The sequence below is a fragment of the Arthrobacter sp. NPDC057259 genome (assembly GCF_042668995.1).
Lineage (GTDB): Bacteria > Actinomycetota > Actinomycetes > Actinomycetales > Micrococcaceae > Arthrobacter.
Genome location: NZ_JBHUYA010000002.1, coordinates 224,129 through 241,727, shown reverse-complemented (window position 1 = coordinate 241,727; position 17,599 = coordinate 224,129). Strand labels below are relative to the sequence as shown.

18 protein-coding genes and 1 tRNA gene are annotated in these 17,599 nt (G+C 70.2%); 7 read left to right on the top strand and 12 right to left on the bottom strand.

The features are described from left to right. Positions 1–172: 172 nt before the first annotated feature. On the top strand, positions 173–772 hold the full coding sequence (locus ACFUCU_RS04960) for a DUF6919 domain-containing protein (RefSeq protein WP_377971070.1): 600 nt from the start codon (positions 173–175) through the stop codon (positions 770–772). A gap of 21 nt (positions 773–793) precedes the next feature. Here the strand turns inward: ACFUCU_RS04960 and ACFUCU_RS04955 are convergent, their stop codons facing one another. From ACFUCU_RS04955 to ACFUCU_RS04935, 5 genes are all read right to left on the bottom strand, one after another. Beyond that, complete coding sequence (locus ACFUCU_RS04955) at positions 794–1,060, bottom strand: antibiotic biosynthesis monooxygenase family protein (RefSeq protein ID WP_377971068.1); 267 nt, start codon at positions 1,058–1,060, stop codon at positions 794–796. Between the two features lie 118 nt (positions 1,061–1,178). Continuing rightward, positions 1,179–2,945 carry an acetyl/propionyl/methylcrotonyl-CoA carboxylase subunit alpha gene (locus tag ACFUCU_RS04950; RefSeq protein WP_377971066.1) on the bottom strand — a complete coding sequence of 589 codons (1,767 nt, stop codon included), beginning with the start codon at positions 2,943–2,945 and terminating at the stop codon, positions 1,179–1,181. Next, complete coding sequence (locus tag ACFUCU_RS04945) at positions 2,945–4,597, bottom strand: 5-oxoprolinase/urea amidolyase family protein (protein ID WP_377971065.1); 1,653 nt, start codon at positions 4,595–4,597, stop codon at positions 2,945–2,947. The genes ACFUCU_RS04950 and ACFUCU_RS04945 overlap by 1 nt, the downstream gene beginning before the upstream one ends. 7 nt (positions 4,598–4,604) lie before the next feature. Next, the gene (locus ACFUCU_RS04940; protein WP_377971338.1) at positions 4,605–5,363 is read right to left on the bottom strand and encodes a LamB/YcsF family protein; all 759 of its coding nucleotides are present in this window, start codon (positions 5,361–5,363) and stop codon (positions 4,605–4,607) included. 93 nt (positions 5,364–5,456) lie between these two features. Then, positions 5,457–6,194 (bottom strand): LysR family transcriptional regulator substrate-binding protein, encoded by a 738-nt coding sequence (locus ACFUCU_RS04935; protein ID WP_364138014.1) that lies wholly within the window; start codon positions 6,192–6,194, stop codon positions 5,457–5,459. A 121-nt stretch (positions 6,195–6,315) separates the two neighbouring features. Between ACFUCU_RS04935 and ACFUCU_RS04930 the strand changes: the two genes are divergently transcribed. Beyond that, a complete protein-coding gene (locus ACFUCU_RS04930; protein WP_290257076.1) occupies positions 6,316–6,714 on the top strand; it encodes a DUF5997 family protein in 399 nt (132 codons plus the stop codon). 144 nt (positions 6,715–6,858) lie between these two features. Here ACFUCU_RS04930 and ACFUCU_RS04925 read toward each other — a convergent pair whose 3' ends face one another. Then, complete coding sequence (locus ACFUCU_RS04925) at positions 6,859–7,236, bottom strand: VOC family protein (protein WP_377971062.1); 378 nt, start codon at positions 7,234–7,236, stop codon at positions 6,859–6,861. Between the two features lie 147 nt (positions 7,237–7,383). Between ACFUCU_RS04925 and ACFUCU_RS04920 the strand changes: the two genes are divergently transcribed. Both ACFUCU_RS04920 and ACFUCU_RS04915 read left to right on the top strand, forming a co-directional pair. Beyond that, positions 7,384–8,037: a hypothetical protein gene (locus tag ACFUCU_RS04920; protein WP_377971061.1), complete on the top strand. Its 654-nt coding sequence runs from the start codon at positions 7,384–7,386 to the stop codon at positions 8,035–8,037. Next, on the top strand, positions 8,034–8,672 hold the full coding sequence (locus tag ACFUCU_RS04915) for an NADPH-dependent F420 reductase (RefSeq protein ID WP_377971059.1): 639 nt from the start codon (positions 8,034–8,036) through the stop codon (positions 8,670–8,672). The genes ACFUCU_RS04920 and ACFUCU_RS04915 overlap by 4 nt, the downstream gene beginning before the upstream one ends. An 80-nt stretch (positions 8,673–8,752) precedes the next feature. On the opposite strand, the gene ACFUCU_RS04910 is transcribed toward ACFUCU_RS04915, so the two are convergent. The 4 genes from ACFUCU_RS04910 to ACFUCU_RS04895 form a co-directional block, all read right to left on the bottom strand. Further along, a complete protein-coding gene (locus ACFUCU_RS04910; protein ID WP_377971057.1) occupies positions 8,753–9,235 on the bottom strand; it encodes a pyridoxamine 5'-phosphate oxidase family protein in 483 nt (160 codons plus the stop codon). A gap of 66 nt (positions 9,236–9,301) precedes the next feature. After that, the gene (locus tag ACFUCU_RS04905) at positions 9,302–10,840 is read right to left on the bottom strand and encodes an APC family permease (RefSeq protein WP_290257081.1); all 1,539 of its coding nucleotides are present in this window, start codon (positions 10,838–10,840) and stop codon (positions 9,302–9,304) included. Next, the gene (locus ACFUCU_RS04900) at positions 10,837–11,787 is read right to left on the bottom strand and encodes a universal stress protein (RefSeq protein WP_377971055.1); all 951 of its coding nucleotides are present in this window, start codon (positions 11,785–11,787) and stop codon (positions 10,837–10,839) included. Before ACFUCU_RS04900 ends, ACFUCU_RS04905 begins: the two co-directional genes overlap by 4 nt. 76 nt (positions 11,788–11,863) lie before the next feature. Beyond that, positions 11,864–13,237, bottom strand: a complete 1,374-nt coding sequence (locus tag ACFUCU_RS04895) for a flavin monoamine oxidase family protein (RefSeq protein ID WP_377971054.1) — start codon at positions 13,235–13,237, stop codon at positions 11,864–11,866. A 182-nt stretch (positions 13,238–13,419) separates the two neighbouring features. Here ACFUCU_RS04895 and ACFUCU_RS04890 point away from each other — a divergent pair, with 182 nt between their 5' ends. Next, positions 13,420–14,106: a TetR/AcrR family transcriptional regulator gene (locus tag ACFUCU_RS04890; RefSeq protein ID WP_377971052.1), complete on the top strand. Its 687-nt coding sequence runs from the start codon at positions 13,420–13,422 to the stop codon at positions 14,104–14,106. Between the two features lie 19 nt (positions 14,107–14,125). On the opposite strand, the gene ACFUCU_RS04885 is transcribed toward ACFUCU_RS04890, so the two are convergent. Together ACFUCU_RS04885 and ACFUCU_RS04880 are read right to left on the bottom strand one after the other, a co-directional pair. Beyond that, complete coding sequence (locus ACFUCU_RS04885) at positions 14,126–15,688, bottom strand: CehA/McbA family metallohydrolase (RefSeq protein WP_377971050.1); 1,563 nt, start codon at positions 15,686–15,688, stop codon at positions 14,126–14,128. A 188-nt stretch (positions 15,689–15,876) separates the two neighbouring features. Beyond that, positions 15,877–15,959, bottom strand: a tRNA-Leu gene (locus ACFUCU_RS04880). 420 nt (positions 15,960–16,379) lie between these two features. Here ACFUCU_RS04880 and ACFUCU_RS04875 point away from each other — a divergent pair. Then, positions 16,380–17,120, top strand: a complete 741-nt coding sequence (locus ACFUCU_RS04875) for an FhaA domain-containing protein (protein WP_377971049.1) — start codon at positions 16,380–16,382, stop codon at positions 17,118–17,120. Further along, positions 17,117–17,599 (top strand): FHA domain-containing protein, encoded by a 483-nt coding sequence (locus tag ACFUCU_RS04870; RefSeq protein ID WP_290257087.1) that lies wholly within the window; start codon positions 17,117–17,119, stop codon positions 17,597–17,599. Before ACFUCU_RS04875 ends, ACFUCU_RS04870 begins: the two co-directional genes overlap by 4 nt.

Genomic DNA, 17,599 nt, shown 5'->3' with positions numbered 1-17,599 from the left:
GAGACGGGCGGGTGCGTGGTCGGCGCCGACGCCGCCTAGCCTCAATGGAAGACAGCGCACAGCGGGAGCCGCGCGGTACCTTCGCGGGCAACGGAAACCCTCGCCCGCTAGCCGGCACCTGTAGTTTCGTGCTTTGCTGCGGACATCAGTCACCAGAGAGGAGGCCGCTGCCATGGACGAGCAGTACACCACCGAGCGTGACGGATTCGGCAGGCTCCTGGCGGACAGGCAGGTCTGGCGGCAGGCGACGACCATACCGGCCGCAGGCGAACTCACCCCACGCTGGCTGGAAGGGGCCAGCCAGTACCAGCCCGGAACTTTCAGCCCGGGCATCGACGCCGAGACCGAGGCGATCGCCCCGAAGCTCGCGGCCCTGAACCGGAGCGGCCTTTTCACGAAGGAATCGCAGCCCGGACTCCGGGAGCGCGGCCTGGCCCAGCGGGCCTACGTCACGGGGTTCTGCCTGCCCGAGTCGGCCGGTGCGCTCCTGGACCTCTCCGCCCGCACCGAGCTGGTCACCGTGGGGCACGCGCCGGGCGAAACGAGCCGGGCTTCGATTCCCGTCACCCTGTTGGACGCTGAGATTGTGACCGTGCTGGGCTCGAGCGAGGGCCCCGTCGAGGCGGAACAGCTCACCGACTGGTCGTTAGAGACTAACGAATCACTGGCCCTGGTCCTATCCGAGTCCTGGTACGTGGAGGTCTTCGACCCCGTGTGGGGCCGGAACGATCTGCTGTTCGACGCCGTCCTGGAGTCCCTGGCGGCCGACTAGAGGTGACGGTGCGGCAGTGGCTCAGCCGATCCGCGCCGCCTCATCCAGGGTCCGTGCCTCGAAGTGCTCCAGCATGGGGCGGATCGTGGCCAGCCCGTGGGTGAAGGTTTCCGAGGCGCGCCACTGCTCGATCTGCTCCAGGGATTCCCAGGCGCCGGTGCTGATGAAGCGCTGGCGGACGTCCTCGTCGTGCATCAGCACGGCCTGGGCGCCGGGATAGTCCTCCTGCGTCTTCCTGGCCAGGTCCCGCCAGGCCTGGACGAAGTCGTTCTCGCGGCCGGGATGCACCAGCCAGATCCCCAGGCTGTAGACAGACGCGGTCCGCCTCCGTTCTCGATGTGGGGCTGATTCCCCCAGCATCGGACTGGACCGGAGGGACCGGTAGGGCCGGACTGCCCGCCGGCCGCTACCCGATCAGGGCCAGGACTGCTCCGGCACTGATGGTGCCGCCGGCGTCCGCCCGGACATCGGTGAGCGTCCCGTCCCGGTGCGCGGAGACCTGGGTTTCCATCTTCATCGCCTCGAGGACCACGACGGCGTCGCCGGCGGCGACCTCGGTCCCGGGCTCCACCAGCCACTTCACCACGGTGCCGGCCATGTCGGCGCGGAGTTCGGCCGGGTCGGCATCCGCACGGCCGGCGGAGTCGGCGACGTCGTCGCGGGCACTCACGCCGGGCGCAGCGGCGGCGTCGTTACCGCCGCGCATCCACCCGTCCAGCAGCTCCTCGGGGAGACCGACGGCGAGGCGCTTGCCGTCCACCTCCACGGTGATGGTGCGGCGGGCCCCCTCGGGTGCGGCCGGGCTGTAGTTGGGGTCGGCCGGGATACGGTCCGCGAAGTCCGTCTCGATCCAGCGGGTGTGGACGTTCAGGGCGTCGGGGGCGGTGAAGTCCCCGGCGTCGAGGACGGCTCGGTGGAAGGGCAGCACGGTGGCGACGCCGGTGATCTCCAGTTCGTCGAGGGCGCGGCGGGCACGGCGGATGGCTTGCTGCCGGTCCGCGCCGGAGACGATCAGCTTGGCCAGCAGCGAGTCGAACTGCGGTGCCACGATCGAGCCGGCGCGCACCCCGGAATCGAGCCGGATGCCCGGGCCGGTAGGGCCGTTGAAACCGGTGACGGTACCGGGCGAGGGCAGGAACCCACGGCCCACATCCTCGGCGTTGAGCCGGAATTCGAAGGCGTGGCCGCGGGGTGCCGGGTCGCCGTCGAGGCCCAGCGGCTCGCCGGAGGCGATCCGGAACTGCTCCTGCACCAAGTCCACGCCGGTGGTTTCCTCGGTGACCGGGTGCTCCACCTGCAGGCGGGTGTTGACCTCAAGGAAGGCCACGGTCCCGTCGGCCGCAACGAGGAACTCCACGGTGCCGGCCCCCGCGTAGCCGGCCTCCCGGCAGACGGCCTTGGCGGCGTCGTAGATCTGCCGGGTCTGTTCGTCGGTCAGGAACGGTGCCGGGGCCTCCTCGACCAGCTTCTGGTGGCGTCGCTGCAGTGAGCAGTCGCGGGTGCCGACGACGGCCACGTTTCCGTGCGTGTCGGCGAGGATCTGGGCCTCGACGTGGCGGGGCCGGTCCAGGTACCGCTCTACGAAGCACTCGCCGCGACCGAAGGCGGCGACGGCCTCACGGACGGCGGAATCGAAGGCCTCCTCGACCTCGTCGAGGGAGCGGACCACCTTCAGGCCGCGGCCGCCGCCGCCAAAGGCCGCCTTGATGGCCATGGGCAGGCCGTGCTCCTCGGCGAAGGCGCGGGCCTCCGCCGCTGAGCCGACCGGGCCGTCGCTGCCTGCCACCAACGGGGCTCCGGCCCGGACCGCCGTCTCGCGGGCGGTGATCTTGTTGCCCAGCAGCAGGATGGCCTCCGGCGACGGCCCGATCCAGGTTAGCCCGGCGTCCAGGACGGCCCGGGCGAAGTCTGCATTTTCGGAGAGGAAGCCGTAGCCGGGGTGCACGGCGTCGGCGCCGGACGCGGCGGCCGCGGCGAGCAGCTTGGAGATGCTGAGGTAGGTCTCGGCCGGGGAGTTGCCGCCGAGCGCGTAGGCCTCATCGGCTGCGGAGACGTGGAGGGCGTCGGCGTCGACATCGGCGTACACGGCCACGGAGGTGAGCCCCGCGTCGTCGCAGGCCCGGGCGATCCGGACTGCAATCTCTCCTCGGTTGGCGATCAGGACCTTGCGCATCAGGAACTCACTTCTGTGTCGGAGACTGTTGGGTTGTCGCTGGCGCTGTCCCTGTCGGCCCAGCGGAAGCGGATGGTTCCGCCGATCGGGACCTGCCCCGCCCGGTCAAGGTGCTCGTCGACGACGACGGCGATCACCGGATACCCGCCGGTGACGGGGTGGTCGGCCAGGAAGAGTACGGGCAGGCCCTCGGGCGGGACCTGAAGCGCACCGGAGACGGTCCCCTCGCTGGCCAGTTCCCCGTCCCGGGTGCGGCGCAGCGGCGTGCCGTCCAGCCGCATGCCCACGCGGTTGGACTGCGGCTTCACGGTCCACTCCTGGGCCGTAAGGGAGTCCAGGGCGGCCCGGTCGAACCAGTCCGCGCGGGGTCCGGGGACGACGTCGAGCACGGTCACGCCGTCGTCGGGGAAGTCGGGCTGGATCTCGGGGTGGCCGACCACGCCGGACTCGGCGTTGCCGCCGGCGGCCAGGGTCTGCCCGGCGGCCAGGGGGGCGGGCCCGAGGCCGGCGAGCGTGTCGGTGGAGCGGCTGCCCAGCACCGGCGGGACGTCGACGCCGCCGCGCAGGGCCAGGTAGCTGCGGAACCCGGTGGAGGGGGCGCCGAGGGTCAGGGTCTCGCCGTCGAGTAGCGCGAACGGGGTGGCCATGGGCACGGTCCGGTCGGGGGCTGCGCCGTCGTCATCGGCCGTGATGGTCAGCCCGGCGGGGGCACCGGTGACGGCGAGGACCTGGTCGCGCACGGCGCGGACCTGCAATCCCCCGGCCACCGTCTCGATCACGGCGGCGGATGCCGCGTTCCCCACCAGGCGGTTGGCCCGGCGGAGCGAGGCCCGGTCCAGGGCCCCGGCCGCGGATACGCCCAGGCCGGCGTGGCCGGTGCGGCCCAGGTCCTGGATCAGGCTCTGCAGTCCGGGCGAAATGATGCGAAGTCCGGAGGAGGCTTCCTGCGCCGGCGCGTCTGCGGCCGGTGCGGATTCGGGGGTGATGTCCAGGCTTTCCCGGACCGCGCGGAACTGGATCCGCTGGCCGGGGGCGGCGAGGGCGGGCTGGTCCCGGCCGAGGTCCCACATCCGGGCGGTGGTGTGTCCGATCAGCTGCCAGCCGCCGGGTGAACGGCGCGGGTAGACGGCGGAGTAGGTGCCGGCCAGGGCGACGGCACCGGCTGGCACGGCGGTGCGGGGCGAGCTGCGGCGCGGCACTTCCAGGGCGGTGTCTTCACCCAGCAGGTAGCCGAAGCCGGGGGCGAACCCGGCGAAGGCCACGGTCCAGAGTTGGCCGGTGTGGGCGGCGACGACGCCGTCGGGGCCCAGCCCGGTCAGCCGGGCCACCTCGGCGAGGTCTTCCCCGTCGTACACGGTGTCGATGACCACCAGGCCGCCGTCGCGCTGGACCGGGGCGGCGAGGTCGAGTTCCGGGAGGGTGGCGGCGATGCGGCGGGCGGAGGCCGGGGAGTCGGCGGTGACCAGGACCGTCCGCGCGGCGGCCAGCACGTCCACCTGGCCGGGCAGCGGGTGTTCCTGGAGCAGCGCCTGGAGGGCCAGGACGTCTCCGGTGCCGGCGAGTTCGGCGAGGACCGCGCGGGTCCCGGCCGGGCGGACGCCGGCCACCCTGCCCGTTCCGGCCTGCAGCGCCTCCCCCGTTGTCTGGGTCATCACGGGCCTAGACAAACGGGGCGGTGCCGATGCCGGCGTCGTTGAGGGCGGCACGGACGGCAGCGGACATGGCCACGGCGCCGGGTGAATCGCCGTGGACGCAGATGCTTTCGGCGCGGATCTTCAGGATGGAGCCGTCGATCGCGCGGACGGCGGAGTCCGTGGCCATCCGGAGGACGTGTTCGGTGACCTCGGCGGGGTCGTGCAGGACGGCGTCCCGGCGGGTGCGCGACACCAGGGTTCCGTCGGGGTTGTAGGCGCGGTCGGCGAAGGCCTCGGTGACGGCCCGGAGACCGGCGGCCTCGGCCAGGCGCAGGACCTCGGAGCCGGGCAGCCCCAGGATGGGCAGGCCCGGGTCTACCGATTTCACGGCGTCGACGACGGCTTTGGCCTGGGCGGTGTGCGAGACGATCGCGTTGTAGAGGCCGCCGTGGGGCTTGACGTAGGTGACCTTGCCGCCTTCCGCGGCTGCGAGGGCCTGCAGCGCCCCGATCTGGTAGACGACGTCGTCCGCGAGTTCGCCCGGGTCGATGTCCACGAAGCGGCGGCCGAAGCCGGCCAGGTCGCGGTAGCCGACGTGCGCGCCGATGGTGACCCCGGCGGCGACGGCGTCCCGGCAGGTCTGGCGGATCACGCTGGGGTCGCCGGCGTGGAAGCCGCAGGCGACGTTGGCGCTGGAGACGGAGCGGAACATGGCGGCGTCGTCGCCGAGGCTCCAGCGCCCGTAAGATTCGCCGACGTCGCTGTTCAGGTCAATGGTGTTCAGCCCGGTGGTGGCCATGTGTGATCCTCGTCTCAAGGTTGCTTCCTACCTAGGATGCACCATGAATGAGGATTGTTCAACAATTTTCTATGCGGGTTAGCGCTTTCCCTTTTTGCGGGAGCCCTTGCCCCGGCCCTTGTCCGGGTTCGGGGCGTAGCGCTGGGCAACCTTGGGCTGCTTCACGGCCGGTCCGCGGCGGTCCGGCTTGGGCGCCCGCTTGGGCTTCTCCTGCTGGGCAGAGGGCTGCCGGGAACTGGCGGCGGTGCGTCCTCGGACAATCCCGATGAACTCCTCGATCACCTCGTCCGTGGACTCGCTGGGCCAGGCCAGGGCGATCTGCGTGACGGGAGCTCCGGTGAGACGCCGGGCGACGGTGTCCTTGACGTTGAAGTGCCGCGCCACGGACATCGGCAGGATCACCAGCCCGGCGCCGGAGGCTACCACCTGCAGGGCGGGTTCGGCACCGCCGAGGTCGGCCACGTCCAGGAACGTCTCGGCGGACAGGTCCTCCAGTGCCACCTCCTCGAAGAGGGAGATTTCGTGGCCCTTGGGCGCCACCACCACGGGCTGTTCCTCGTAGAGCGGGATGACACTAAGGCCCTCTCGGTCCACCGGCAGGCGGACGAAGCTCAGGTCCGCGGAGCCGTCGCGCAGGACGGCGAGCTGGGCGGCGTCGTCGGTCATAAAGGAGCCCAGCGGCACGTCCGGCATCCGCTCCTCCCAGCGGCGGATCCATTTGCCGGGCGTCACCCCGGCCACGTAGGCGAAGCGCAGCTCCCGGGGCTGGGGCGCGGACTCGTCATGGGGCTGGGTGGTTTCTTCTGCTGCGGGCACAGCTTCACAGTACCGCCCGGGCCTCCGGCGCGCGGGGGCGGCACCGGGGTCTATCCCGGCGTCGCTCCCGGGAGTGGGTGCATTGGTGCCCCGCGGGCGCGCCGACCGATACCCTTTAACCATGACCTCTGCAAACTCCCAGTCCATGAAGCCGGCCACCGTTGCCAAGAAACTTGGCATCTACCTGCCCGCCACGCCCCAGGAGTTCCAGGATTCGGTCATTACCCGTGAGGAATTCGCCGAGCTCCAGGCCAATCCGCCGGAGTGGCTGGCCGAACTGCGCCGCAACGGCCCGCACCCGCGTCCCGTGGTCGCGCAGAAGCTCAACGTCTCGATCAGCGGCCTGGCCCGCGGCGGCGTCGAGGAAGCGCTGACGACGGCGGAAATCACCGCGCTGCTGCAGGCTCCCCCGGCCTGGCTGGTGTCCGAGCGTGCCACCCACGCCGCCGTCCGCGCCGAGGCCCAGCGGGTCAAGGACGAGGCGGCGAAGAAGGCCGCCAAGAAGGCCCGCACCGAGTAGGACCCGGGCGGCCGTAAGCTGGCCGCGCCCGGCAACCGTCGTCCATTTAGACGGTTGGCCGCACATTCGACGTCTCCGGACGTCGATCCGGCAGGGAACCGTCGAAACGGCGGGCCCAACCCACACGACCGGCGGGCGCCGGGCCTAGTCCTGGTGCAGCTGGACGTAGTTCCCGCAGCCGTCGTCGAGGATGGCCGTGGTGCCGCCGGGACCGTCGGAGGGCTCGGTCAGGAACATGACGCCCTTGGCCGTGAGCCGCTCGTATTCCGCCCGCACATCCGGCACCCCGAACACGATCGCGGGCAGCCCGGCGTCGTGCACGGCGTTCATGTAGGAGGCGCCGATCGGGTTGTCGCTGGGTTCCAGCAGCAGGCCCACCGTGGCCGCACCCTCGGGGTCCTTGATGATATAGAGATTGTGCTCCGGCATGGCCATCATGGTCTCGAAGCCGAGGGTACCGGTGTAGAACTCGTGGGCCGCAGCCGGGTCCTTGACATGAATACTGCACATTTTCAGTCGCATGGGCCCTAGGCTACGCGGCGGCCGACGCCCTGGGAACAGGTGCAAGCGGCCCCACAGGGGACTTTGCGCCATTGACGGCCCGGCCCGGATGACCTGCAATGGAAGGAGCGGAACGCACCCGCCCGGGGGTTCCGCGGGAGGTGCGCGATGCCGTTTCCTGCAATCTTTGCCGTGACGGGGCTGTGGCAGTTGCTGGCCCTGACCCTGGTGGTGGCCGTGGGCGCCGCCGGGTCCGCCTATCTGGCCCGCAAGCACTTCGCCGACCCCGCGACCCTCCCCGACTCCGTCTTCTGGGACGTCTTCGCCGGTGTGGCCGTGGTGGCGCCGGCGGTCCTGCTGGGCGCCCTCGTCTCGCCCGCGGCGGGTCTGATGCTCGCCGCCGTCGCCATAGCTTCGGCGGCGGCCAGCTTCCGCTGGACCCCGGCGTTCCTGCGCCGGCAGCGGATGAGGCAGGACGGCAGGCGGGCGACGGCTGAGGACGCGGAGGCCGCGGCCCGGCACGGAGAGGTGCTGGCCCGCTGGCAGCGCTACGAGCTGGATCCGGCCCTCTGCATTGACTACCCGCAGCTCAGCGACGCCCGGCACCCCGAGACTTCGGCCCTGTTCAAGGCCATGCGGCGGGCGGAACTGCTGCGTCCCGTTGCGGGTCGCGGCGGGAGCGCAGGTCCCGGCGGGCCTACCCGGGCTGACGGACCCAGTTACAGCGATGCCGTGGCGCGGCTGGAAACCGCCCTGGCCGAGGCCGAGCGTTCCGCTGGCGCACTCGGTCAGCCACGGCTCTCACAAGGGAGTGCGCAATGACAGACATCACCATCATCGGCAGCGGCAATATGGCCCGGGCCATCGGGCTGAGGGCGGCCGCGGCCGGGGAATCCATCCAGATCCTGGACCGCAGCCCGGATAACGCGGCCCGGCTGGCGGCGGAACTGGGCGGGGACACCAGCTCCGGCGGCCTGGGCGACGTCCCCGAGGGCGACATCGTGGTCCTTGCCCTGTACTTCGAGCCGGCCAAGGAGGTGGCGGCGCACTACGGGGACACCCTCAGCGGCAAGACCGTGGTGGAGATCAGCAACCCGGTGAACATGGAGACCGGGGACTCGCTGCTGGTGGAGCCCGGCACCTCGGCGGCGGAGGAGGTGGCCCGGCTGCTGCCCGGCGCCCGGGTGGTGAAGGCCTTCAACACAACCTTTGCCGGGCCCCTGGCGGAGGGGTCGGTAGGCGGCCGGCAACTGGACGTGTTCATCGCCTCCGACTCGGAGCAGGCCCGCAACGAGGTGGCATCCTTTGCCGCCAAGGCAGGCCTTCGGCCGCTGCAGGTCGGCGCGCTCCGGCACGCCCGCGAGCTGGAGGGGATCCAACTGCTGATGATCGGGCTGCAGATGAATCCGGCCTACGAGTCCTTCAACTGGCAGACCGCCCTGAACGTCATCGACTAAGAGGCAAAAGACGCAAACGACGGCGGGCGGCCCGGTCATCAGACCGGACCGCCCGCCGTCGTGGTTCGGGGCCGTAAGAGCTAAAGCTCGACAGTGCCGCTCTCGCCCACGCTCATCCGGCTGTTGGTGACCTTGGACTTGACCCACTGCAGCACGGTGGCCGCGGTACCGCCCGGGCTGGTCCAGTACTCGGCGGAGTCCGAGTCGACCCGGAGCAGGACCACACCGGGGGTTTCCGGGCCGTCCGGGAACCAGGCCTCGACGGCCTGGTTCCAGCGGTCGCGGATTTCCTGGCGGTCGGTGACCAGTTCCGCGGTCCCGGCCACGGAAACCCACTCGGTGCCCTTGCCGAAGGAGACGTTCACGGCGGGGTTGGCCTTCACGTGGGCCACCTGGGAGGTGTCCTGCGACGTGAAGAACCACATGTCGCCGTCGTTCTCCACATCCTGGACCGCCAGCGGACGGCTGACCAGGGCGTTCTTTTCGTTGATGGTGGTGAACATTCCGATCCGGGAATGGTTGATGATGTCCGTCACCTTGCTGATGTCCTGCGCGTCCGACATGTGCTCACCTCGTCTTGAGAAATCCGGAGGGAAGTCCTCCTGCCGTCAGCCTATTGATAAGGGTACTTAGTTTTCAAGCTGCCGTCCGCGGGAGAGTACCTGGCCGCGGAAGAACTCCGGCCGCAGCCTGGCCATCACCAGCATCAGGACCACGCCCAGCAGGATCACGCCCATTCCCAGGATGAACACCAGGCCCAGGCCGCCGATCGAGGAGCCGGAGCCGTACTCGGGGTCCATCGAGTCGTAGGCGGTCTTGACGAACATGACCAGCAGGATCACGCCGCCCAGCAAGGGTGCCAGGAACTTGAAGAAGAACGAGTGCGCGCCGCGGAACGCCTGGGCGCGGAAGAACCAGACGCAGGCCAGGGCGGTGATGCCGTAGTAGAAGCAGATCATCATGCCCAGCGCGGTGATGGTGTCCCAGAGGGCGTTCTCGGACAGGGTGCGGGTGATGACGTAGAACCCTGCGGCCGCGGCCGCGGAGGCGATCGTTGCGAAGCTCGGGGACTTGTAGCTGGGGCTGATGGTGCCGAACTTTGCCGGCAGCGCCCGGTAGTGGCCCATCGAGAGCAGCGTGCGGGCCGGCGAGACGAAGGTGGACTGCAGGGAGGCCGCGGAGCTGCTGAGGATGGCCAGGGACATCAGGATTGCGAAGGGGCCCATGACCGGTCCGGCGAGGACCGCGAAGATGCTGCCCTGGTTCTCGGGGTTGCCGGCACCCAGGCCTTCCTCGCCGACGCCGGCGAACGCCAGGGTGGCCAGTGCGACCGTCATGTAGATGATCACGATCACCAGGACGGTGACGGTGGCGGCGCGGCCCGGCGTCTTCTCCGGGTTGCGGGTTTCCTCGTTCATCGTCAGGGTGACGTCCCAGCCCCAGTAGATGAAGATCGAGAGTGAGACGCCGGCGGCGAAGGCGGAGAAGGATTCGACGGCGAACGGATTGAACCAGTCCGGGGCGATCGCGGTGGCGTCGAAGGCGGTGCCGTTGGCCACGTGGCTGAACGCCGCAATGGCGAACCAGCCCAGCACCAGCAGTTGGAAGCCCACCAGGACGTACTGCACGGTCTTGGTGGTTTCCATGCCGCGGTAGGAGATCCAGCAGGCAAGGGCGATGAAGACCAGGGTGGTGGCGATGTTCAGCGGCAGCACCTTGGTCAGGTCGCCCAGTTCGGGGTTGTTGAAGATCTGGGCGAGCATCAGGTAGAAGAAGTCGACGGCGACGGCGGCCAGGTTGGAGAGCACGATGATGGTGGCCGCGATCAGGCCCCAGCCGCCCATCCAGCCGATCCACGGTCCGAACGCCCGCGAGGCCCAGGTGAAGGAAGTGCCGGCGTCGGGCATGGCGTTGTTCAGCTCGCGGTAGCCCAGGGCCACCAGCAGCATGGGGATGAAGCCGACCAGGAAGATCGCCGGCAGGTGGACGCCCACCTCGGAGACGGTGGGGCCGAGCGCGGCGGTGAGGGTGTAGGCCGGGGCGATGCAGGAAACGCCGATGACCACGGCCCCAATCAGGCCCACCGAGCCGGCCTTCAGGCCCTTTTCGCTCAGACCGTGCTGCTGCACGGTGCCGGCGGCGCCGGACGTCGCGTGTTTGATGCTCATGCTTGTGCCTCTCGGGATGGGTCATTCGACGGTGAATGGGACGGGCTCTTGAGCTCGTAGTCGCTGGGGACCACGATCATGGGAACCGGCAGGGCGCGCAGGATCCGGTTGGCGGTGCTGCCCAGGAAGATGGAGCGGTGCCGGGCCAGCCGGCTGGAGCCGATCAGCAGGATTTCGCCGTCCTCCCAGTCGAGCCGGTCCACGGCCTCCTCGACGCTGCGGCCCTGGGCCACGACGACGTCGGAGGGGTGGGCGGCCGCGGCGGGCCCGCCGTCGGCGCCGGCGCTGCCGGACTCCCCCGCAGTGCCGGCGGCCGGGAGGGCGGCGGCAAGGTGGCGGGCGGCGTAGGCGCGGGCGGATTCCGCGGCCTCGGCCGAGTCGCCCTCGTCGAGGGTGAGCAGCGAGACGACGCGCAGCGGGACGTGCCGGTTGGTGGCCATCGACACCGCGTAGTCCAGCAGTTCCTCGGCGCCGGGCCGGTCGCCCAGCCCGCAGCTGACCCGGGTCAGCGCCTCGCGCCGGTGGTAGCCGTGCGGCGCGAGGGCCACCGGCACGGTGGCGGCGTGCAGCAGGGCGCCGGCCACGGAGCCCACGGTGAACCGTTTGAACAGCCCGTTGCTGGTGGCGCCGATGACCAGCATGTCGGCGCCGAACTCGTCGCAGGCGTCGATCAGGGTCTGGGCGTCGGATTCTCCGCTGCGGATGTGCGCCGAGGCGGGCACGTCCGCGGGGATCAGCCGCAGCCCCTCGTCGAGCCATTCCTGTGCCTGCTGGTGCAGGTAGTTGTCGTAGCCGGCGGCGGGGGCGTGCGCGGCGTTGAAAGGCGCGGCCTCCGGGATGGCGACGACAAGGTCCAGGGCGGCCCCGCGGCCGCGGGCCAGGGAGACGGCCAGGTTGACGGCGTCGCGGCCTCTGGCGTTCGCGGAATATCCCACTACATATCGCATACTGACCGACCTCTCTGGTTGGGTGCTGGACTGGGTCACAAGCCGGGTCACAAGCTGGGTCACGGGGTGGGCCGGGTCAGCGGCCGGCCGGGAGCCGGTCGGCGGCGGCGACGATGCGGGCGGCCACGTGGCGGCCCATCCGGATGGCGCCGTCGACGTGCTGGTATCCCTCGGCCGCGAGGTCGGAGGAGGCCCAGTAGATGGGGCCGACGGGGGCGTGCTGGTCCTTGCCGTAGCGGTGCAGGCCGCCCAGGTCGTAGCTGGCGGCGTAGGCTCCGCGGGTCCACTCCTCCGAGCCCCAGTCGGATTCGTAGTAGACCTCCGGTTCCAGCGCCTTCGGGCCCAGGAACCCGGCGATCGATTCGAGGATGGCGCGGCGGCGGTCCTCGGCGCTCAGTTCGAACATGGCGTCCGCCTTCTCGTCCGAGACGAAGCCCACCAGGGTCCCGCGCTGGTCCTCGTGGTTGGTGTTGTCGTAGACCTCCTGGACCAGGGCGTCGGCGCCGAAGCAGGTGCCGGAGAGGCCCTCCTCGCGCCAGAACGGCGAGCTGTAGACGGCGTGGACCTTGATGACCAGGCCCAGGGACTGGTGCTGGTGCATCTGGTGCTGGCGGCGCGGCAGCGGGGGGTTGTAGGAGACGCGGGAGTACAGGTTCGGCGGGACGGCCATGATGACGTAGCGCGCGGTGACGGTGGCACGGTCGGAAACCACGGTGGCGGTGTCGTCCGCCCAGGTGATGCTGCGCACAGGGCTGGAGAGGACGACGTCGTCGCCCAGTTCCGCCGCCTGGAGCACGGAGACCTGCTGCATGCCGCCCACCACGCGCTTGTCCAGGATGAAGTCCTCGTCGGTGAGGTGGGTGAAGGAGCCGGCCGACGCTGCCATCAGCACGGCCTGCAGGGCGGAGAACGCGTGTGCCGGCTTGGTGAGCATGCCGCCGGCGATGAAGAGGCCGATGTTGTTGCAGGCTTCCTCGTCGGTGGAGTTCTGGCGGAGCCAGTGGTGGAAGGAGATGGTGTCCAGCTCGCGGGCCTTGGGGTGGGCCCACGGCTCGGTGGGGCCGATCTCGGCGGCGAGGGTGTCCAGCAGTTCGGTCAGCTTGGCCATCTCGGCCGCCGTCGTCTCGCTGACCGGGAAGGTGTCGCCGGTGTAGAGGGTGCGCTTGCCGTCCGCTCCGAGGTAGACGGCCCGGCCGTCGCGGTAGCGGTCGTAGGTTTCGAGCCCGAGTTCGTCCAGCAGTTCCAGGAGGGCGGTCTGGTCCGGGGAGACCCACTGGCCGCCGATTTCCAGCATGGCGCCGTCGATGGTGTTGGTCCAGGTCCGGCCGCCCACGCGGTCGCGGGCCTCCAGCACGGCCACGCCCAGCCCGGCCTTCCGCAGTTCGCGGGCCGCGGTCAGGCCCGCGGGGCCGGCTCCTACGATGGCGACGTCGCGGTCAAATTCCAGCATGATGTCCTCTCCGGGGTCCGCTGAGTGATGCGGACCACTAAATGAATGCCATTCATTTAGTGACGACTATAACGCCGGAGGGGCGCGGAGGGAAGACCCCGGCGCAAGGTTGCCGTCGGTGGAATAATCCAGAGGACACCCGCCGGGAGCCTCCCGGATCCGCAGGAAGAGAAGGGCAGGGCATGCCGGCAGCCAGCAACGCCACCACGGAACCGCACCGCCCGGCGGTCTCGCGCCGCCGCGTCGGCCGCCCCGCCGCCGCGGTCCTGGACCAGGACGGCATCACCGCGGCGGCCCTGCATCTGGTGCGCAAGAGCGGCTACGACGGGTTCACCATGGCCGCCCTCGCGAAGACGCTGAACGTGGCGCCGTCGGCCCTGTACAACCACGTCGCCTCCAAGCGCGAGGTGCTGGTGCTGGTGCAGGACCACCTGACCTCGTTCGTCGACGTCTCGGCGTTCGAGACCCTGCCGTGGGAGCAGGCCGTACGGGAGTGGGCCTGGAGCTACCGGGATGTGTTCTCCCGCCACACGCCGCTGATTCCGGTCATTGCCGTGCTGCCGGTGGCGGACGCGCCGAAGACCCTGGCCATGTACGAGGCGGTCAGCGCCGGTTTCCGCCGCGCGGGCTTCCCGCAGGACCGGATTGTCGCGGCCATCGTGGCGCTGGAGTCCTTTATCTTCGGTTCGGCTTACGACGTCACGGCGCCGGCGGACATTTTCGACGCCGGCAGCCTCGCCGCGTCGACGCCGAACTTCACGGCCGCCGTCGCCAGCCTCGGCACGGAAGGCTACGCCAACCAGGCGGACACCGCCTTCAGCCTGGGCCTTGAGGCGCTGATCGCGGGCTTCGGCGCCCTGAGGTCCTAGGCGCAGCCTTCCGGGCGGGCTACTTGGCGTCGAGGAAAACCGGGTTGGTCAGCGCCGCCATGGGACCGAGCTGGAGCGTGGTGCCCATCGCCGTCCCGTTGCTGGGCGCACCGTCGGGCAGCGGGTGCCGGACCTCCACCCGGATGTAGGCCGCGAGCTGCGGCGTCGTCAGCCAGGTGCAGGTGCCCATCCCGGAGCTTGGGAGGGTGAACTGTTGGGTCTGGCCCTCGTCCGTGATGAACCGGACCACACCGTTGGCGACGCCGGAGACCTTGGCCGTGACGGTGACCCGCGCGTCCGGGGCCGCCGCGATCCGCTCGCCCACGCCGGCGGTGCGGCCGCCGACGGCGACGCTGAAGTCAACGGTGATGTCCGCGGACTCGGCGATCCAGCTGCGCCCGTTGCGGATGCCTTCCAGCACGCCGTCCCGGGACAGCGCCTTCGCGTAGACCACATTGTGCGGGAAACCGATGACCTGCGGCGCACTGTGGGCGTCGCTGTTGCCCATGGCGGGCAGCCAGCGGCCGCCGGTCCGGGCCGACTGGGCCAGCATCGAGTCCCAGGTGTTGATGGCGTACTCGTCATCGGCGGTCCACGGGCCGGTCCAGACCTCGACGGCGTCGGCGTCGTCGTAGCCGAACTTCCAGCGGCAGGCCACGTAGGGGCAGTAGGGGTGGGCGGGGACCACCAGGCCGCCGGAGGCGTGGATGTGCTGCGCCTCCTGTTCGAAGCCCTTATCCCGGGCGCGGTAACGCCAGTCGATCCAGTCCCCCGGTTCCAGCCCCAGCGCCAGGTAGTGGCCGTTGCGGGTAGTGACCTCCTCGCCGGTGAGGATGAGCAGGTCGTTTCCGGCCAGCGGGCCCCAGACGCCGTGTGAGGCCGGGGTGTTGTGGTCGGTGCTGATCATGAAGTCCAGGCGGCCGGCACGGGCACCCGCGGCCACTTCCTCGGGGGTGCGCTTGCCGTCGGAGTAGACGGTGTGCAGGTGCGCGTCGCCGCGGTACCAGCCCGGACCCTTGCCGGCCACCTGCTGCGGCGGATATTGCGGACGGTAGGGTGCGGCGTCCGGGCCGAAGTCCAGGGTGACCGTGACGGTGTAGTCCATGCCCTGTTCGGCCACCTGGTAGGGGCCGAGGGCGATGTTCCAGGTGCCCTTTCCCACGGGGCCGGGCAGGTAGCCGGGGGTGGCTTCGGCGGCGCTGATGAAGAATTCGGTCCGGAATCCGCCGGACCAGCCACGGAATCCCTTGCCGGACAGTGCGGTGCCCTTCTCGTCGAAGACGCCGATGTCGCAGGCGTTGTTCAGCAGGCCGGCGGCGACGGAGGGCTTGCTATAGCTGTAGCTGACGCTGATCTTGTTGACCCCGGCGGGGACCTCGACCGGCAGGTAGACGAAGTCGGCGGCACCGGGATCGAGGTGGCCGGTGAGGGTCTTGGTGGTGGCACTGCCGTCGGCGGCGGCCGCGAAGTTCATGGGGGCCAGCGTCAGGGCCGCGCCGGCCATGGCGGCGGCGAGGAAGCCTCGGCGGCTGGGAGAAAGAGCGGGGGTGATGGCCTCGTGGGCCTTGCATGGTGAAGTCACGCGGACCATGCTCACGGCGGCAGCTGAACTTCCGGGAGGCACGGGTTGGCCGGGATGTGAACGTCCGCTGGGAATACGGCCGTCGGGTGTCCGCGGGCAAAGTCTCGCTGCGGGAGCGGCCCGCCGAAGGGGACCGCGCCGGAAAAACAAAAGAACCCCGGTCCGAAGACCGGGGTTCTTTGAATGCGTGCGCGAGGGGGGATTTGAACCCCCACGCCCTTTCGGACACTGGCACCTGAAGCCAGCGCGTCTGCCGTTCCGCCACTCGCGCGCATCTTCTTCCGCTCGGCGGTTATCCGTTTCCGGAACCTCCGCCTCGTGAAAGCAGCGAGATCAAGCATAACGGACACCTGCGGGAAAACACTAATCGGCCGTTTCAGCCCCTTCTGGAGGCGTCCCAAGGGGCCCTCTTCGGCCGCCGCGCACCCGCTTTCCAGGCCCGCCGCCGGGCGGCTGTCCGCCCCGTCGGGCCGCCGTCACACTGCCGCCCTGACGGGCATCCGCCCACGTCAGCGCCGGTGGCGACCCGGGGAATAACAGCCCCGACGGCGGGCCGCATTAAGGCCATTCCCAGCCATGGACAGTAGTATCTGATGTAGGAGTGCCCGATCCCGGCGGACTCCCGCGTTAGTTGGAAACCGAGTTCCGGAACAAAACGCTGCCCCGCAGCTGTCAGGAAAGGAGAGGGACCATGGGCTTGCTGGACAAGGTCGAGCGCGGCATTGAAAAGGCCGTCCGCGGCGTCTTCTCCACCGGTTCCCGGGCGCGGGTAGAGCCGGTCGAGATCGCCAGCCACCTCCGCCGCGAGGTGGACGATAAGGCCATCACCATCGCCGCCGGCCGCACCCTGGCCCCCAACGTCTTCGATGTGCTGCTCAGCGGCGACGATTTCGAACGGGCCCAGGAATGGGGAACCCCGCTCGCCGAAGAACTGTGCGACGTCGTCATCAACCACGTCCGCAGCCAGGGCTACACCCTGCAGGGTCCCGTGCGGATCAGCTTCCGCCACGACGGCGACCGCAAGGCAGGCGACTTCGACATCACCTCCCGGACCGAAAAGTCCAGCGGGGCCCAGGCCGCCGCGCCCGCGCCGATGCCGGTCACGCCGTCACGCCAGCCCGCGGCGAACCTGCAGCCGGTGCTCGACATCAACGGTCAGCGGTATTCGCTGAATGCGCCCTCGGTCGTCCTCGGCCGCTCCTCGGAGGCGGACATCCTGATCGATGACACGGGCGTCTCGCGCCGGCACCTGGAAATCCGGTCCGGCCACGGCACGGCCCATGCCATCGACCTGGGTTCCACCAACGGCAGCTACGTCGACGGACACAAAGTAGTCGGCTCCGCGGAACTCTCCGACGGCGCCACCATCACCATGGGACGGACCAAGATCATCTTCCGCCTTCTGCCCCCCAGCCAGGGCGGCCGCCCGTGAGCGAACTGACCATCACGGCCCTGCGGTTTGGCTTCCTCATCCTGCTCTGGGTCCTCATCTTCAGCATTGTCTCGGCCATGCGGCGCGACCTGATGATCGGCCGGAAGGCCGCCGCCGGTGCCCCCACGGCCCGGCAGGTACGCCGCAACCCGTCTCTGGCCGAGCCGGCACCGGCGCCCGTGAAGCAGCAGGCCCGCCAGCTCGTGGTGACTGAGGGTCCCCTCAAGGGAACCACCCTGCCGCTGGCGGCCAGCCCCATCCTGCTGGGCCGCGCGCAGGAAGCCACCTTGGTCCTCGAGGACGACTATGCCTCCGGCCGGCACGCCCGCCTGTTCCCGCAGGGCAGCCGCTGGTTCATCGAGGACCTCGGTTCCACCAACGGCACTTATCTCGCAGAGCAGCAGCTGACCCGGGCCCTCCCGGTGGAGCTGGGTGTCCCCGTGCGAATCGGCAAGACGGTCATTGAATTGAGGCCGTAG

Excerpts from the sequence above, each read along its gene's own strand:
- ACFUCU_RS04945 (WP_377971065.1), bottom strand. The coding sequence starts at position 4,597 with ATGACCCAGACAACGGGGGAGGCGCTGCAGGCCGGAACGGGCAGGGTG.
- ACFUCU_RS04920 (WP_377971061.1), top strand. The coding sequence starts at position 7,384 with ATGCCGTTTCCTGCAATCTTTGCCGTGACGGGGCTGTGGCAGTTGCTG.
- ACFUCU_RS04875 (WP_377971049.1), top strand. The coding sequence starts at position 16,380 with ATGGGCTTGCTGGACAAGGTCGAGCGCGGCATTGAAAAGGCCGTCCGC.
- ACFUCU_RS04890 (WP_377971052.1), top strand. The coding sequence starts at position 13,420 with ATGCCGGCAGCCAGCAACGCCACCACGGAACCGCACCGCCCGGCGGTC.
- ACFUCU_RS04930 (WP_290257076.1), top strand. The coding sequence starts at position 6,316 with ATGACCTCTGCAAACTCCCAGTCCATGAAGCCGGCCACCGTTGCCAAG.
- ACFUCU_RS04910 (WP_377971057.1), bottom strand. The coding sequence starts at position 9,235 with ATGTCGGACGCGCAGGACATCAGCAAGGTGACGGACATCATCAACCAT.
- ACFUCU_RS04950 (WP_377971066.1), bottom strand. The coding sequence starts at position 2,945 with ATGCGCAAGGTCCTGATCGCCAACCGAGGAGAGATTGCAGTCCGGATC.
- ACFUCU_RS04895 (WP_377971054.1), bottom strand. The coding sequence starts at position 13,237 with ATGCTGGAATTTGACCGCGACGTCGCCATCGTAGGAGCCGGCCCCGCG.
- ACFUCU_RS04915 (WP_377971059.1), top strand. The coding sequence starts at position 8,034 with ATGACAGACATCACCATCATCGGCAGCGGCAATATGGCCCGGGCCATC.
- ACFUCU_RS04905 (WP_290257081.1), bottom strand. The coding sequence starts at position 10,840 with ATGAGCATCAAACACGCGACGTCCGGCGCCGCCGGCACCGTGCAGCAG.
- ACFUCU_RS04925 (WP_377971062.1), bottom strand. The coding sequence starts at position 7,236 with ATGCGACTGAAAATGTGCAGTATTCATGTCAAGGACCCGGCTGCGGCC.
- ACFUCU_RS04900 (WP_377971055.1), bottom strand. The coding sequence starts at position 11,787 with ATGCGATATGTAGTGGGATATTCCGCGAACGCCAGAGGCCGCGACGCC.
- ACFUCU_RS04960 (WP_377971070.1), top strand. The coding sequence starts at position 173 with ATGGACGAGCAGTACACCACCGAGCGTGACGGATTCGGCAGGCTCCTG.